The organism is Actinomadura craniellae (genome assembly GCF_003289645.1).
GTDB classification, from domain to species: Bacteria; Actinomycetota; Actinomycetes; order Streptosporangiales; family Streptosporangiaceae; genus Actinomadura_D; species Actinomadura_D craniellae.
Window position 1 is genome coordinate 136,963 of record NZ_QLYX01000002.1, and the last position, 14,997, is coordinate 151,959.

A 14,997-nucleotide genomic window follows, 5' to 3' on the forward strand; every position below is an offset into this window, starting at 1 on the left:
ATACCGGGTTATGGGACGGCCGCATCGAATCATTAGGGGTGGCCATCCGGCGAAACCGTCCGATCCTTGTCCATGGACGGTACACGAATATCTCGTTGCGCAGACCAAACTAATTCTGTCAATAGATGACATTAACCTTTCCACTATGTGCCACCTTACCGAGGGTCACACCTTTCCGTCCTGCGTGAACTCACCAGGAGTGCACGCCGGGCGCACTGCGTAATTGAATGGAAAATAAAGGGCAAAGAATGCTGTTGACTCCCTGCGCCGCATCGGGTGAGACTGTTGCTCGTTACCCGAAGTGATCGTCCATGGCGATGGAGCCCCTTTAGGACTCACTTCCGACAGACAGCACGGGGAAGTCGATAACGCAGATCATGGAACGGTCGTACTGCGCACGATAACAGCCCACTTACTATCACGCGCAGATCACGCCGCCCTTTGGCATGCCATTCATCGGCCTCCCCCGCCCCCTGCCCGATGAATCGGAGGAATTCTCGTGGCCGACCTGCAGAGCCCCCCGGAGACGACCACCCCCGAAGACCCGCCGGAGACCACGGACGCGCTGGCGGACGACGTCGAGGACCTGGACGAGCTGGACGACATCGACTTCGACCTCGAAGAGGTCGAGAACAAGATCGCCCCGCTCGCGCTGGCCTGGGCCGAAGCAAGCCGATGACCGTCTCCTCTGAGCACGACCTGCGCGCCGTCCCCACCGGGCCGACGGTCGAGGTCGACGCCGGCCGCGGCCCCGCGGAATCCTTCGCGGGGCTGCGCGCCGCGCTCGCCGGCCTGCGCGCGGCCGGCGCGACGTTCACCGACGTGCCCCAGCGGGGCGGCCCGGAGTGGCGCGAGCTGTTCCCCGCCGAGCCCTGCGACGCACCCCCGCTGGCGGAGATCGCGCTGGCACCCTCGGAGCGGCGGCTGCACCGGGAGTCCGAACAGGTGTTCCGGGTGCTGGCGGCCGGCGCCGCCGCCCTCTGCCACGGCGCGGTGGAGCTGGGCCGGCCGGTGGTGATCCGGGGCGTCGGGGAGACCGACCTGGCGTCGCTGCGCGGCTTCATGCGCGCGGTCGAGCACGCCCGGCTCCTCGACGGCGCACGGCTCGTCCTGGCCGACCCGGCGACCGTGCGCGCCCCGCTGTCCCCGGTCGCGGACCTGCGCGCGGAACGCGCGCGCTGCCTGACCCGGATGGGCCTGGACGTCTCCGCCGCCGGCCTCGCCGTCGTCACGCGCGCCGCCCCCGCCGTCCCCTCCATTCCCGCGACCGGCGAGGGCCGCCACTTCGCCGTCGCGACGGCCGGGGACGCCGACGTCGTGGACCGGCTCGCCGCCGCCCTCGTCTACACGCGGCTGGCCTTCTTCTCCGCCAACTGGGAGGGCATGGCGGCCGTCGCCGCCACCGGCCTCTCCCTCATCGACGGGCTGCCGGACAGCCGGGTGGCCGAGCTCGTGGCGGCCGCCGAGGCGCCCGTCGGGCAGGCCGACGCCATCGAGTTCGAGCCGGCGATCGTGCGCACCACGGCCGACGTGCGCGCCTTCTTCCACAAGGTCCTCGGCGTCCAGGCGACCTTCCGCGGTCTCCAGGAGGAGGCGCTCGGCCACTTCCGGCGGATGCGGGACGACGGGGAGGACGCGGCAGGGCTGTCACCGGAGAGCCGCGCCCAGTCCCACCTCTACAGCGCCCTCACCCTCGCCAAGCGGCTCCGCCGGGTCGACGAGGCCACGGCCGAACTCGCCGAAGGCTTCGCCGCGGTGCGGGAGCGGGCCGGCGAACCCGACAGCGTGCGCCGGGAGCGGGGCTGGCTGCACAACCTCCAGGCCCTGGCGTACTTCTCCCGGCGCAAGCTCCGCAGCGCCTTCGAGCACGAGAAGCAGGCCCTGGGATGCATCGAGGGCCTCGACGACGCCAGCTCGATCCACCTGCGGGTCAACCTCTTCTCCAACCTGAGCGTGCTGCAGGAGAAGGCGGGCAAGCCCGAGCAGGCCATCCGCACCTGGAACAAGTTCACCGAAGCCGCCGGCTCCTCCGACACCGCGTTCCTCAAGCACCACGCCTACCGGGCGGCCGGGCTGAAGCTGCTGATCGGCGACCGTGAGGAGGCGATCGACGACCTGGCCCGCTCGCTGGCGTGCGCGGCGGAGTTCGACGACGACTTCCACGAGACCGAGATCCGGCTGGAGACCGGAACGCTGCTGCTCGCGGAGAAACGGCGGGAGCAGGCCGCCGAGCACTTCACCCGCGCCCGCGCCGCTGCCCAGCGGCTCGGCGACCCCTACCGGTCGAGCCTGGCGCTGGCCGGGCTCGGTGTCGCGCGGGGCGGTCCCGCCGACGAGGGGGCGGTGGCCCGGCTCGCCGGGCTGAGCCTCAGCCGCCCGCGCGCGGCCGCCGACCTGGCCGGCTCGGCCGGCGCCCCGGACGCCCTGCTGCCCTGGCCGCACACCAAGCTCAACCGCCCGTTCGACCTGATCAATTTCGACGGATGAGCGCGCCGCGAAGCGGGGACGCCCCCCGATGGCGCCTGTACCCCCCGCTCCTCCTGCGCCGGGCCGGGTTCGACACCGGCCTGCTGGAACGCCTCGCCGACCCGGAGGTGCTCCAGGCGGCCGCGGAGCATCAGCGGCGGCTCCACGAGCGGGAGGAGCAGCGTTCCCGCCTGCTGCAGGAGGAGATTCCCAAGGCCGTGGCCCGCGCCTCGGCCGAGGGCGACCGGAACGCGCTGCGGGCCCTGTCCGGCCTGCGCAGCCGTGTGGGGCGGCGCCGCCCGGCGGGTGACGCCGCCCGGCACGGCGAGCTGGCCGGCCCGGTCGCGGGCTACGCGGCGGCGCTCGACGCGGAGCACGCCGCGTTCGAACGGCTCCGGTCCGCCGTCGAGGCCGAGTCGTCCGCCCGCGGGGCCCGGCTGGCCGGCGTCCTGGCGGAGCCCCGAGTCCAGGACGCCCTCGTCCAGCTCGCGCCCTCGTTCTTCGCCCACACCCGGCGCTGGCTGGCCCGCCCGGAGCGGGCCGGGGCCTCGACCGCCAAGGAGCGCGGCTTCGCCCGGCGCGCGTACCTGTACTGCCAGCGGCTCGCGGCCAAGAACGAGACGACGAGTTTCTTCGGCCCGCTGGTGCACGGCCGGGTCGAGCCGGGCGCCACGGGCATCGGGTTCGGGGCCGAGACCGACGCCGGGTTCACCGCGGCCGAGGCGTTCGTCGCGTTCTGGGCGGTGAGCGCGCTGGCGCGGGCCATGGCCGCCGACCACCGCGTGACCGACCGGGTTCCGGTCACCCTGGTCCCCGCCTGCCGCCTGGAGCCGGCCGGCCTCGTCCTCCCCGCGGGCCGGCGGATCCCCCTGGCCGGCGCCCATCGCCGGCTGGCCGGCGCGATCGACGGGGTCCGCGGGACACCCGAGCTGGCCGAGGCGGCCGGGCTCGACCCGGCGGCCGCCCGGCGGCTACTCGCCCGGCTCGCCCGGGCGGGGGCCGTCCGCACCTGGCCCGAGCCGCCCTCGACCGCCCCCCGCCCCCTCGACGTGCTGATCGAGGACGCCCGGGCGCTGGCCGCCGGCACCGAATGGCCCGACCGGCTGCGGGACCTGCGGGACCTCGCCGCCGGATACGCGGACGCCGACGGCGCGGACCGGCGGCTGGCCGCGCTCGAACGGGTCGAGCGGGCGTTCGTCGAGCTCACCGACACCGAACCCCGGCGGGCCGGCGGGCAGATGTACGCCGACCGGACGGTCGTCTCCCTCGACACCCGGGGGGACCAGACCCCCGTGCTCGTCGGCGGTGACGTCGCCGGGCGGTGGGAGCAGCAGCTCGGCCCCGTCCTCGACCTGGCGGGGCACTACGGCGCCCTGCGCCGGCAGGCGTGCCTGGACCTGTGCGCCGCGGTCCTGCGGGAGGCCGGAACGGACCGGCTGCCCTACGACGCGCTGATCCCCCGGATGCAGGACCCCGAGCAGCTGGCCCGGTTCGCCGGCCCGGCGCAGGAGCTGGCCGGCGAACTGGCGGAGCTGGTGGAGCGGCGCCGCGACGGCGTGCAGGCCACGCTGGACCCCGAGGAACTGCGGCGGCTCGTTCCCGACACCGGCGAACCGTGCTTCGCCAGCCCCGACCTGATGCTGGAGCGCCGGCCCGGCGGGCCGGACCTGCTGGTCCTCGGCGAGCTGCACCCCTACGTGTTCGCCTGGGGTTCCCAGGGCCTGTTCAGCGACGACCCCGACCGGTTGCGGGCGGCGTTCACCGCCGACCTGTCACCGTGGGGCGGCGCCGCGCGGCTGGCCACCGTGGTGCGGCGGCGGCGGCACAAGGGGCTCGTCGCCGAGTGGTTCCCGGGCCGGTTCGTGGAGGTCACGGCGGTCGCCGCCCGGGACCGCCGCCGGACGTCGCCGATCACCGACCTGGTGGTGCGGCTGGTCGACGGGACGCCCCGGCTGTCCGGGCCGGACGGTGACCTGGTGCTCTACGCCGGCGAGGACGACCACCCGCACCTGCGCGCCTTCGCCGCGCCCGCCGCGGTGCTGCCGCCCGTCCGGGCCGGCGGCTCCGTGTCCCTCGTCGTCCCCCGCATCGTGGTGGGAGACGTCCTGGTGCAGCGCGCCCGCTGGCGGATCGACGCGGCCGAGCTGGCCCCGCCCGGCTCGCCCCCGGCCGCCGAGACCTTCCGCGCGGCGCAGGAGGTCCGGGCCCGGCACGGGGTGCCGCGGCACGTCTTCGCCCACGTCCCCGGCGAGCCGAAGCCCATCTGCGTGGACCTGGGCGTCCCGGTCGCCGTGGAGACGCTCGCCGCGCTGGCCGGCCGGGCCGGGGGCGCCGTCGAACTGGTCGAGATGCGGCCCGCGCCGGACGCGCTGTGGCTGCACCGCCGGGGCGGACCGACCACCTCGGAGTTCCGGCTCGCGCTGCGGAGGGTGCCGTGATGGACGAGCTGACGAGACCCCGTCCCGCCGGGCGACCGGTCGCCGAGCCCGGCGGGACGGACTGGTCCCTGCTGCCCACCCTCGTGGTCCGCAGCACGGGCTTTCCCTGGCAGGTGCTGGACGGGCTGGCGTTCACCGAGAGCGCGGAGGCCCTCGCCGAACTCGTGCGCCTGGAGCGCGCGGCGGCGGCCGTCGTGGCGGTCACACCGTTCGGCGGGCGGCTCACCCGGGGCGCCCGGGCCCGGCTGCGGAACCTGCGGCCGCTGCCCGAGGACGCGCCCGTCGACCCGGTCGCGCTCGCCCGCTGGAACGCGCTCACCGGCCGGATCGAGGGGCTGCGCAAGGAGGTCACGGCCGCGGTGGAGCGCGACGCCGGGTCCGTCCAGGAGGCGTTGCGACGGCTGGCCGCCGACGAACGCTTCCTCGACGCGGTGGCCTGCTCGTCCCCGGCCGCCTTCCGCGACCTGCGCCGGGGCGCCCGGGGGGCACGGATACGGCGCCAGATCGCGGCCTACGCCCAGCGGTTCTGTGCCAAGTGCGAGACGATGAGCTTCTTCGGGCCCATCAACTACGGGCGGGTGGAGCCGGACCTGACCGGCCCCGCGCGGATGGAGTGGTCGGGCCACCGGAACTGCCCGGAGCGGCGCGCCTTCACCGCGGCCCGGGTCGGCGACGCCCTCCAGGCCGCGCTCCTCGCCCATCCGGCGGCGGCCGGGCGGCTGGTCCCGCGGCGCAAGACCTGGGCCGGGCCGGTGCCCGCCGGCGGCGATCCGCTGGTGCCGGACGTGGTGGGCCGGGCCGACGGGCGGCGCGACGTCACCGAGATCGCCGCGCTGCTGGACGTGCCGGTCCGGCAGGTCGCCGCCGCCACCGCCACGGCGATGCGGCGCGGCCTGCTGACCCACCGGCTGTGCCCGCCCGCGACGACGACCGACCCGCTCGGCTGGGTCCGGGAGCGCCTGGCCGCCGAGCCGTTCCCCGGCGCCGAAGAGCTCACCGGCTCCCTGGACGAGCTCATCGCCCTGCTCGACGCCCACCCCGGCGCGCCGCCGGAACGGAAGGTGGAGTTGCAGGGGCGCGTCGCCGCGCTGGCCGCCGGCTGGGACGCCGCGGCGACCGGGCCGCGCGAGCCGGGGGCCGGGGACGCCGCGCGCGGAACCGGGTCGCGCTTCTACAACGACCGGGTCATCGTGCACGAGGCGGCGGTCGGGACGCTGCGGGTGACGGTGGGCGGCGACCTCGCCCGCGACCTGCGCGGAGCGGTCGGCTCCGTGCTCGACCTGCTGGCCCACGACGCGGAGCTGACCCGGCTGGCGACCAACCGGGCCCTCGCCGGGCACCTGGGCCGGGGGCGTTTCCCCCTGGTCACCGCCATGCGGCGGAGCGCCGACCTGCCGATCCGGCACAGCGGATGGCTGGCGGAGCTGATCGGCGCGGCCCTCGCCGAAGCCGGGCCGGACGCCGCCGAGGTGGACCTGGCCGGCCGGGCGGCCGCCCCGCCGCCGGCCGCGCCGGTGCTGTGCTCGGTCGACGTCATGGCGGGCACCGACGACCTCGCCCGCTACCGCTCCGGCGAGACGCCGCTGGTGCTGGGCGACATCCACGACGCGGCGCTGCTGACCCCGTGGGCGCTCCAGTTCCACCCCGAGGGGGCCGCCCGCCTGGCCGAGCGCGACGCGGCCGTCCGCGCGGCGCTCGGCGGGACGCGGGCGCTCTCCGTGGTCGGCCGCCGCACCACCGGGCTGCCGCCGCTGGAGTTCCCCGGCCTCGTGCTCGAACTGGGCGGCACCAGCGGTGGCACCGCCGCCCGGGTCGCGCTCGACGAGCTGTACGTCGACAGCGACGGCGAACGGGCCGAGTTGCGGGCCGCCGGCGTGCCCGAACCGCTGATGTTCCACAACGGCGAGCTCGACACCGGATTCCACACCGCGCTCGCGCTGCCGCGGATCCGCCGGCCCCGGCCGCCCCGGGCGGCGCGGCTGCCCCGGATCAGGCTGGGCAACGTGGTGCTGCTGCGCCGCCGGTGGACCGTCACGGTCGACGCGCTGCCCGCGCCGGTCGCCGACGACGGCGAGCGGCTGGCGGCCATGGCCCGGTTCCGGAACCTGGTCGGCCTGCCCCGGCGGTTCTTCGCCAAGTCCGCCGCCGAGCGCAAACCGATCTACGTCGACACCGCGAGCCCGGTGCTGCTCGACGGCCTCGCGCGGCTGGCGGCCGGCGCCGCGGAGCTGGACCTGTCGGAGGTCCTGCCCGACCCGGACGGGCTCTGGCTGCGCGACGGCGACCTGCGTTTCGCGGCGGAACTGCGCTGCGTGTACCTGCGACCGGCGGAAACGGCGGAAAGGTCATGATGCTCGTCCTCCCACCGCTCACCGACCCGACCCTGCGCGTCGTCTCGGACACGCCCGTCCTGGACCTCAACGACCACCTCGTCCACCGGCTGGCCGCACCGGACCGGCTCGACGCCCTGGCCGGCGGGCTCGACACGGCCGGCGCCACCGGCGACCGCGCCCTGCACGCGCTGTTCGCCCGCGCCGCGGCGGCCGTGCTCCGGGCGGGCCGTCCGGACCGGGCCCGGCTGCGCGCGCTCGGGATGGGGCTGCGCCTGGCCACCGCCGACGACCCCGCGGTCAACCTGGCCGTCGACGACGTGGAACTGGTCGGGGGCACCACCCAGCGCAGCCGCGACGTCCTGCGCGCCGTCGCGCGCACCGACCTGTTCGCCGCCGAGGTGGACCGCGCCCGTGCTGCGCTCACGGACGGCGGCACGCTGCGGATCGTCCTCGACACCGACCAGCAGCTGCCCGGCGCGTTCGCGATCGCGCTCGGGGTGGGCCCGGAGCACGTGACGATGTGCGGCCGGTTCGCCGTCGAGCACCACGCGGCGCTGGTCCGGATCCCGGAGCTGCGCGGCTGCCGGTTCACCGGCGAGCAACCGCCCAGGGAGGTCCGCGCGGAGTGGGCCGGGCCCGGCCCCGCGCCCCGCTGGGCGACCGAACCCGGCGACGTCCCCCGGAACGGTCCCTGGGCGGGCTGGCTCGACGCCGCCGCCGTGGCGGCTCTCCCCGCGGCGAGCCTGGAGCGCTGCCGGTCGCTGACCGTGACGATCGCCCGGTTGCCCTCCTGGGCCGCGGTCACGGGCGCGACCGGCGAGACCGCGGACCTGCGGCCGGCCCTCGACCGGCTCCCGGCGGAGGTGCCGGTGGCCGCCGACCTGCTGGTCGGCGCGCCGGGAGCGGAACCGGAAACCGCCCTCGCCCGGCTGCGCGAACCGGCGGGCAGGGTGCGGCTCGCCGGGCTGCGGCCGTTCCGGGTCCCGGCCGGCGCGCACCGCTGGCCGGTGGCGGACCGGCCCGCCGACGACCACGACCTGCCGCGCTGGGCCCGGTCCGCGGCCGCCGCGCCGGTGGCGGTGCCGGTGACGGTGCCGGCGGAACTCGCGGCCGCGGCGGACCTGTATCCGGGCCGGCTCGCCGGAGCCGCCCTGCGCCCGGATCCGGGCGGCGGAGACACGTACTGGGACCCCTCGGCCACGGTGGTGCCGGTCCGGGACGCCGATCCCGACGGCCGCGGGCCGGGGACGTTCCTGGTCAGCCTGCGCACCGGGACGGTCATGCGGCTCGCCCCCCGGCTCGCATCCCTGCTGGAACGGCTGTCGGCGGGCGGCGGCGACGCCCTCGCCGGGCTGCGCGCCGACCGCCGCGCGGCGCTGGTGGACCGGCTGACCAGCGCCGGGGTGCTGCGAGGTGCGGCATGACCCGCCGCTGGCGGCTGGGCCGCGTCTTCGTGGTGCGGCACGCCGGGATGCCCTTCGACTGGCTGGAGGGCCTCGGCGCACCGGAGGAACTGCTCCGCCTCGCCGACGAGGTCATCGACCTCGAGGCGGCGCTGCCGGCCGCGGCGGCGGAGGCCGTGCTGGAGTGCGCCCCCGAGCGGCTGCCCGCCGCCCGCTCGCAGGCGCACCGGGAGGCAGTCGCCACCTGGCGGGCGGCCGTCGACCACTACCGCCACGCCTACGAGAAGGCCGACGTCTCGGCCACCGAAGCGCTCCACCTCGTCCTCGACCGGGAGGAGGTGCGCGAGGCCGTCTACCTCTCCAACCCCGACGCGCACCGCAACATGCTCGAACCGTTCCTCGCCCGCGGCACGGCGCTGAACGCGCGCTGGCGCCGCGCCCGCCGCCAGATGTACACCTACGTCCAGCGGTTCTGCGCCAAGAACGAGACGGTCAGCTTCTTCGGCCCGATGGCCTACGGGGCCGCCCGGCCCGGCGGGGGCGCCGTGCTGCGCACCGACCTGCACCCCGTCCGCCGCGTCTTCTTCTCGGGCTGGGCCGCCCGCGAGCTGTGCCGGACGATCGCCCGCTCCCCCCGGCTGCTGCCCGACCTGACGTTCTGCGCGACGGGCGGCGGGCCGGCCGGGGACCCCGTGCTCGACCGGCTCGGCGGCGAGGGCGCCCGCTTCCGCACCCTCGCCCGCGCCACCGGGATCCCCGCCCGGCGGCTGGCGGAGCGGTTGCGGGCGCTCCTCGCGGAGGGGCTGGTCGACGTGCGCCTCGGCGGCGGGCCCTACGACCTCGAACCGCTGCACACCCTCCGCCGCCAGCTCGAAGAGCTGCCGGCCACGCCCGACCGGGACGCCTGGCTCGGGCACGTGGACCGGCTGGAAGGGCTGCGCGCCGCCCTCGAAGCCGCCCCGTGGCCCGACCGCCCGCGCCTGGTGGACGCGCTGGAGGCGGCGTTCACCGAGGCCACGGGCGCCCCGGCGCGCCGCGGCGCCGGGGCGACCTACGCGGACCGGGCCGTGTTCTTCGAGGAGTGCTCCTCGCGGTTCGCCCTGGAGGTCGGCGACGACCTGCTGGCGGCGTGGGAGCGACGGCTGGCCCCGGTGCTGGAGATGTGCGTCGCGCACGGGCACACCGCCCAGCGCGCCGCCGCCGACCGCGTCCTGGCCGCGCTCGGCGACACCGGGGACCTCACCCTGCGGGAGTACGCCGCCCGCACCGGCGCGGCCTTCGACGCCACCGGCGGCTCGGCCTTCCAGGCCGACCACGCGCCGGTCTACCCGGCGCCGGCGCACGCCGCCGAGACGGCCCGGCTGCGCGCCGCCGCCGGCGCGCTGGCCGGCGACCGCTACGCGGTGATCGACCTGTGCCCGCGGGCCGCGGACGCGTCCGGGCTCGCCGGGGCCGGTCTGGTCGTCGCCCGCGTCCACCACCACCTGCTGGTGCAGGGCTGGCTGGCCGGGATGCACCCCGATCCGGGCGCCTTCGGCGCCGAGGCCGCGGCCTGGGTCGCCGAGCAGGGCGGCCGGCTGGTCGGTCTCGACTTCGGCCGCCGCAACAAGGGCTACTACCTGTTCCCCGGCCGCCGGGTGGCGCTCCGCCGCCCCTCCTGGACCGACCACGGCCGGGCGGACCTGCTCCGGCCCGAGGACGTCGTCGTGCGGCGGGTGCCCGGCGGCCTGCGGATGCGGGATCCCGCGGGCCGCGACGTGTCCGGCTACGTGCCGCTCAGCGACTTCGTGAAGTACCCGCCGTACGCCGCGCTGTCGCACCCGCAGGTGATGCACCCCTCCTTCACCGGCGACGGCGCCGTGCCGGAGGTCTCGGTGGACGGCGTCGCGGTGCAGCGGCCGCGCTGGGCGGTCGATCCGGCCCGGCTGACCGCCCGCCGGCCGGAGGCCCGGTTCCTGGAGCTGCGGCGGCTGGCCCGGCGCGCGGGCGTCCGGTTCGTCTTCTGCCGCAGCGGCCGGGAGCGCAAGCCCTACCTGCTCGACCTCGCCTCCCCGCTCGCGGCGGACCTGGTCGCGCACATCGCCAAGGAGGCGGGCACGCTGGTGGCCGAGGCCATGTCCCCCGGTCCCGGTGAACTGTGGCTGCGCGACGACCGCGGCCGCCGCTACACCTGCGAGCTGCGCATGCAGGTCGTGGGACGGGACGCCCGATGACCGGCGGCGCGCCCGGGATCCGGCTGTTCGCGGAGCACACCCGCCGCCAGCACCGTGGCTACCGGCCCGACGGCACGGTCGAGGTCGAGACGACCCGGACCCTGGGCGCCTGCGTCGACCTGCACGAGGGGCCCGGGGACGTGCGGCACCGCTTCGCCGACGGCGACGACCTGCTGCGCGATCCGCCCGTCCCGCTGCCGGCCGCCGTGGTCGAGCAGGCCCGCGCGGTGCAGGCGGGCCCGGCCTTCGAACTCGGCGAGGAGGACGACCGCGCGCTGCGCGACCTGGCCCGCGCCACGGGCGCCGGGCTCGGCTGGGCCTGCTACCACCAGCAGGTCCTGGCCGGCGGGCCGGACGGCGTCACCGCCGACCGGCGGCTGGCGGCCACGCTGGAGGTCTCCCTGCCCGGGGCCGGTCCCGAGGTCGTGCCCTGGCGGGCGGGCGGCGTGGCCGCGGCCGAGGCCGCCTGCGCGCGGGCGCTGGCCCGCGCCGCGCTGCCCCCGGTGGACCTGCCGCCCGGCGGCGACCTGGTGCTGCCGCCCGGCCGGGCCGGCGCCTTCTTCCACGAGCTGGTCGGCCATCCCATGGAGGCCGACGTGCTGGCCAGCGGAACCAGCTACCTGGGCGGCCTGGCGGGCCGGGCGGTGGCCCCGGACTGGCTGACGATCACCGATGGGGCGGTCGGCGCCCGGCACGGCTACCGCGCGGCGATCGACGACGAGGGGACCCCGACCCGCGAGGTGACGCTCATCGACCGGGGGGTCGTCGGGGAGCCGATGAGCGACCGCGCCACCGCGGCCCTGCTCGGCCGGCCCCCCTCCGGGCACGGCCGGCGGCTCGACTACCGCCATCCCGCGATCCCGCGGATGACGCACACCCGCGCCCGCACCGCCCCGGGCACCCCGGCCGAGACGCCCGACGGCCCGTTCATCGTGCCGTTCGGGCTGCGGATCGAGGCGATGAACATCGCCACCGGGCACTTCGTGTTCAGCGTCGGCGCCCCGGTGCTGCACGATGCGGCCGGTCCCGTGGGCCGGCTGCCCGCGTTCGACCTGCGCGGGCACGCCCCGCGGGTGCTGGCGGGGCTCCGGCCCGCCGTCGGCGACCAGGCGGAGTACTTCCGGGCCAGCCGGGGCTGCGGGAAGCTCGGCCAGTTCCCCCTCGTCGTCTCGTTCGCCAACGGCGGCCTGCTGCTGCCGCGCGATCTCGTCACGGTGGAAGTGACGGGCGGTGACCGGGATGGCTGACGCGGCGGCTCCCGCCTCCGGCACGGTCGCGGTCACCGCGTACGGCCTCGGTGTCCCGCTCGGCACCGGCCGGCGGGTGAGCCGGTGGACCGACGCCGTGGCGCTCGACCGCGACCCCGGAGGGCGGGTGCGCGCGTCACGCCGGCTCGGCGGACCCGGCGGAACGGCCCCGCCGGCCGCCGAGACCGCGGACCGCGCCGCCGGCCGGCTCGTCGGCAGCACCCTGGACGCCCTGGGCGCGGCCCCGCTGCAGAGCGTCCTGGCCACGGTGCGCTGCCGGGTCGAGGGCCCCGCGGGCGAGACGGCCTGGCGCGCCCACGTCGTCGCCCGGATCGAGACGGCCGCGGGGCCGGTGCTGATCGGTTCCGCCACCGGCGACCCGGACGCGCTCCCCGCCCTGGAGGGCCCGCCCGCCACCCGGCCGGGCACCCCGCCGGCCGGCTGGACGGACCTGCCGATCGTGCTGGCCCCGCCGGTGGCGGCCATGGCGGTCGGCGCGGCACGGCTGGCCCTGGCGTCCCGGTCCGGGCGCGCGATGCGGGAACGGATGGCCGGGCGCCGGGCCTTCCATGACCTCTCGCTGCACGACGTGCCGGTCGCCCACCCGTCCGGCGGGCTCGACGACGCGGGGGCGCCGGTGACGACCGCGGCGCTCCTCGACGCCGGGCGGCTCACCCCGCCCGGGACGCCCTCCGGCCGGGCGGTGTGGGACCACGACCGGCGGGCGCTCGGCCCGGCCCCCGTGACCCGGCTGGAACTCGACGGCCCGCCCCTGCCCGTACCGGAGCCCGCCGTGGAGCTCGCCTGGTGCGTCGAGGGCGTGCAGCGCTACGACCCGGGCGGGGTGCTGCGGCTGACCTGCCTGGCCCGGGTCGCCGACCGGTGGTTCCCGGCGGTGCTGCGGGCCCGGCCGCTGCGGCTGCTGCAGGCCGCCCGCGGGGTCGCCGGGCCGCGGACGCGCACGTTCAGCGAGGACGAACTGGAAAGTCCGAGCCTGCTGCTCCCCGGGGCGCGCGGGCTGCGAGAGAGAGGTAGTGGTGCGGTTGAAAGCCCATGACGTCGCTCTGGTCGGCGGCGGGATCGTCGGCGCGTGCCTCGCGGAGGAGCTGGCGCGCCGCGGCCTGTCGGTGGTCGTGTTCGACGCCGGATCCGAGCCCGGGCACGCCACCCCGCGCGCGGCCGGAGTCGCCGTGCCCTCCCTGCGCTACGCGCAGGACACCGAGTTCTACCGGTGGCTCCAGGCCGGCCGGGGCCGGCTGGACGCCGACATCGCCCGGCTGGAACCGGAGTTCGGGACGTTCAGTGTCGCCCGACCGATCCTGCGGGCACTGCGCCCGGCGGACGCCGAGGTGCTCGCCCCGCATGTCGAGGCGGCGGAGACCGTCCGGTGGATCGACGCCGCCGAGGCCGGTGCCGCGGCGGCCGGGCTGAAGCTCCCGGCCGGCCGCCGGCTCCTGCACGACGACACCGGCCTGATGGTCGACGGGCGGCGCTACCTGGCCGCCGTCCGCGAGGCGTGCCTGCGGGCGGGGGTCACCTGGCGGCAGGGCGTCACGGTCCTGTCGGTCGAGGAGGGGGGCAGCGCGGACGGCTCGGGCGGCTCAGGTGGCACGGTCGAGCTGAGCACCGGCGACGGCCGGGTCCGCGCCGACCGGGTCGTGATCACCGCCGGGGCCTGGGCCGGCGGTGACGGGCTGGCCGCCGGGCTGCCGGTGTTCCCCCAGCGGGGGCAGCTCGCCGTCCTGACCGGGGCCGAGCAGCCCGGAGCCATCCTGTCCTCGGCGTTCTACCTGGCCCCCGGGCTCGACGGCACGACCGTGGTCGGGGCCACCGAGGAGGACGCGGGCTTCGACGACCGGTGCACCGCGGCCGGGATCGCCCGGCTGCTGACGTTCGCCTGCGCCGCGATGCCGTCCCTGGCCGGGGCCGAACCGGCCGGGCTGCGGGCCGGGCTGCGCCCGGCGACCCGTACCGGCCACCCCCTGACCGGGCGGGTGCCCGGCCGCCGGCGCGTCTACCTGTGCGCCGGGCACGCGGGCCACGGCCTGCTCTCGGCGCGGCACACCGCCGAGGGGTTCGTCGCCGGGATGCTGCACGACGCGTGGGAGTCCCTGCCGATCTCGATGTGCCCGACCGTCGTGATGGAAGGGAGCCCGGCGTCGTGAGAGCGTCCCCCACCGGGCATCCGACCCGGCAGAGCGGCACGCCGCGCATCGACCACGTGATCCTCGGCGCTCGCTCGATCGCCCCGCTGCGCGACCTGCTGTGGGAGGAGTACGGCTTCGGCGTCACCGACGGGAGCCCCAACCCCGACGGCACCGCGAGCTGGGTCGTGCCCTTCGACTCGGCCGACGTCCAGTACCTGGAACTGCTGGTCCCGGGCGACGAGCGGCAGCTGGCCGCCACCGATTTCGGCCGGCTCTTCCTCGACCGCACCGCCGCGGGGCCGGTGTTCCTGAACTGGGCGGTGCTCGTCGAGGACATCGCCGCGGCGGCCGACCGGGTGCAGCGGCTCACCGGGCAGGACCCCGAGATGCTCCGCGGCGAGTCGGTGCGTGCGGACGGGCAGCGCGTGCCCTGGGCGGAGGCGGCCTTCGCGGCGTCCTGGGCCACGCCGTCGCACCCGTTCTTCCTGGAGTACGGCAACTGGGCCGCCCGGCGGGCCAGGGTCGCCGGCGACATCGCCGCCGCGGGGCACCGGTGCCGTCCGGTCTCGATCGACCGGCTCGCGGTGCGCACCGCGCGGAACGACCTGGACTCCTGGCTCGGTGTCCCGGAGCCGCCGGTGACGGTGGTGCACGGCACCGGCGAGGCGATCATCGCCGCCACCGTGCGGACGGACGCGGGACCCGTGGAGTTGCGGGTGCCGGGCGGCCCGGGAGACGGGACGCCATGAC

At 77.2% G+C, this 14,997-nt stretch carries 9 protein-coding genes and 1 pseudogene; all 10 read left to right on the forward strand.

The genetic code is table 11. The features are described 5' to 3' along the window. Positions 1-571: 571 nt before the first annotated feature. Positions 572-679 (forward strand): annotated as a pseudogene (locus tag DPM19_RS36070) (ammosamide/lymphostin RiPP family protein); the annotation flags it as partial. Beyond that, positions 676-2,487: a tetratricopeptide repeat protein gene (locus DPM19_RS04265; RefSeq protein WP_199484846.1), complete on the forward strand. Its 1,812-nt coding sequence runs from the start codon at positions 676-678 to the stop codon at positions 2,485-2,487. The pseudogene DPM19_RS36070 and the gene DPM19_RS04265, both read left to right, overlap by 4 nt. Next, a complete protein-coding gene (locus DPM19_RS04270) occupies positions 2,484-4,904 on the forward strand; it encodes a lantibiotic dehydratase (RefSeq protein ID WP_111863485.1) in 2,421 nt (806 codons plus the stop codon). The genes DPM19_RS04265 and DPM19_RS04270 overlap by 4 nt, the downstream gene beginning before the upstream one ends. After that, a complete protein-coding gene (locus tag DPM19_RS04275) occupies positions 4,904-7,255 on the forward strand; it encodes a lantibiotic dehydratase (protein WP_111863486.1) in 2,352 nt (783 codons plus the stop codon). The genes DPM19_RS04270 and DPM19_RS04275 overlap by 1 nt, the downstream gene beginning before the upstream one ends. Next, complete coding sequence (locus DPM19_RS04280) at positions 7,252-8,661, forward strand: hypothetical protein (RefSeq protein ID WP_111863487.1); 1,410 nt, start codon at positions 7,252-7,254, stop codon at positions 8,659-8,661. The genes DPM19_RS04275 and DPM19_RS04280 overlap by 4 nt, the downstream gene beginning before the upstream one ends. After that, positions 8,658-10,853 (forward strand): lantibiotic dehydratase, encoded by a 2,196-nt coding sequence (locus DPM19_RS04285; protein ID WP_111863488.1) that lies wholly within the window; start codon positions 8,658-8,660, stop codon positions 10,851-10,853. Before DPM19_RS04280 ends, DPM19_RS04285 begins: the two co-directional genes overlap by 4 nt. Beyond that, positions 10,850-12,100: a metallopeptidase TldD-related protein gene (locus DPM19_RS04290; RefSeq protein ID WP_111863489.1), complete on the forward strand. Its 1,251-nt coding sequence runs from the start codon at positions 10,850-10,852 to the stop codon at positions 12,098-12,100. The genes DPM19_RS04285 and DPM19_RS04290 overlap by 4 nt, the downstream gene beginning before the upstream one ends. Continuing rightward, positions 12,093-13,157, forward strand: a complete 1,065-nt coding sequence (locus DPM19_RS04295) for a hypothetical protein (RefSeq protein WP_146778738.1) — start codon at positions 12,093-12,095, stop codon at positions 13,155-13,157. The genes DPM19_RS04290 and DPM19_RS04295 overlap by 8 nt, the downstream gene beginning before the upstream one ends. Next, on the forward strand, positions 13,144-14,265 hold the full coding sequence (locus DPM19_RS04300; protein ID WP_111863896.1) for an NAD(P)/FAD-dependent oxidoreductase: 1,122 nt from the start codon (positions 13,144-13,146) through the stop codon (positions 14,263-14,265). The genes DPM19_RS04295 and DPM19_RS04300 overlap by 14 nt, the downstream gene beginning before the upstream one ends. Further along, the gene (locus DPM19_RS04305; RefSeq protein WP_111863491.1) at positions 14,262-14,996 is read left to right on the forward strand and encodes a VOC family protein; all 735 of its coding nucleotides are present in this window, start codon (positions 14,262-14,264) and stop codon (positions 14,994-14,996) included. Before DPM19_RS04300 ends, DPM19_RS04305 begins: the two co-directional genes overlap by 4 nt. The last annotated feature ends 1 nt before the right edge of the window (position 14,997 follow it).

Excerpts from the sequence above, each read along its gene's own strand:
- DPM19_RS04265 (WP_199484846.1), top strand. The coding sequence starts at position 676 with ATGACCGTCTCCTCTGAGCACGACCTGCGCGCCGTCCCCACCGGGCCG.
- DPM19_RS04270 (WP_111863485.1), top strand. The coding sequence starts at position 2,484 with ATGAGCGCGCCGCGAAGCGGGGACGCCCCCCGATGGCGCCTGTACCCC.
- DPM19_RS04275 (WP_111863486.1), top strand. The coding sequence starts at position 4,904 with ATGGACGAGCTGACGAGACCCCGTCCCGCCGGGCGACCGGTCGCCGAG.
- DPM19_RS04280 (WP_111863487.1), top strand. The coding sequence starts at position 7,252 with ATGATGCTCGTCCTCCCACCGCTCACCGACCCGACCCTGCGCGTCGTC.
- DPM19_RS04285 (WP_111863488.1), top strand. The coding sequence starts at position 8,658 with ATGACCCGCCGCTGGCGGCTGGGCCGCGTCTTCGTGGTGCGGCACGCC.
- DPM19_RS04290 (WP_111863489.1), top strand. The coding sequence starts at position 10,850 with ATGACCGGCGGCGCGCCCGGGATCCGGCTGTTCGCGGAGCACACCCGC.
- DPM19_RS04295 (WP_146778738.1), top strand. The coding sequence starts at position 12,093 with ATGGCTGACGCGGCGGCTCCCGCCTCCGGCACGGTCGCGGTCACCGCG.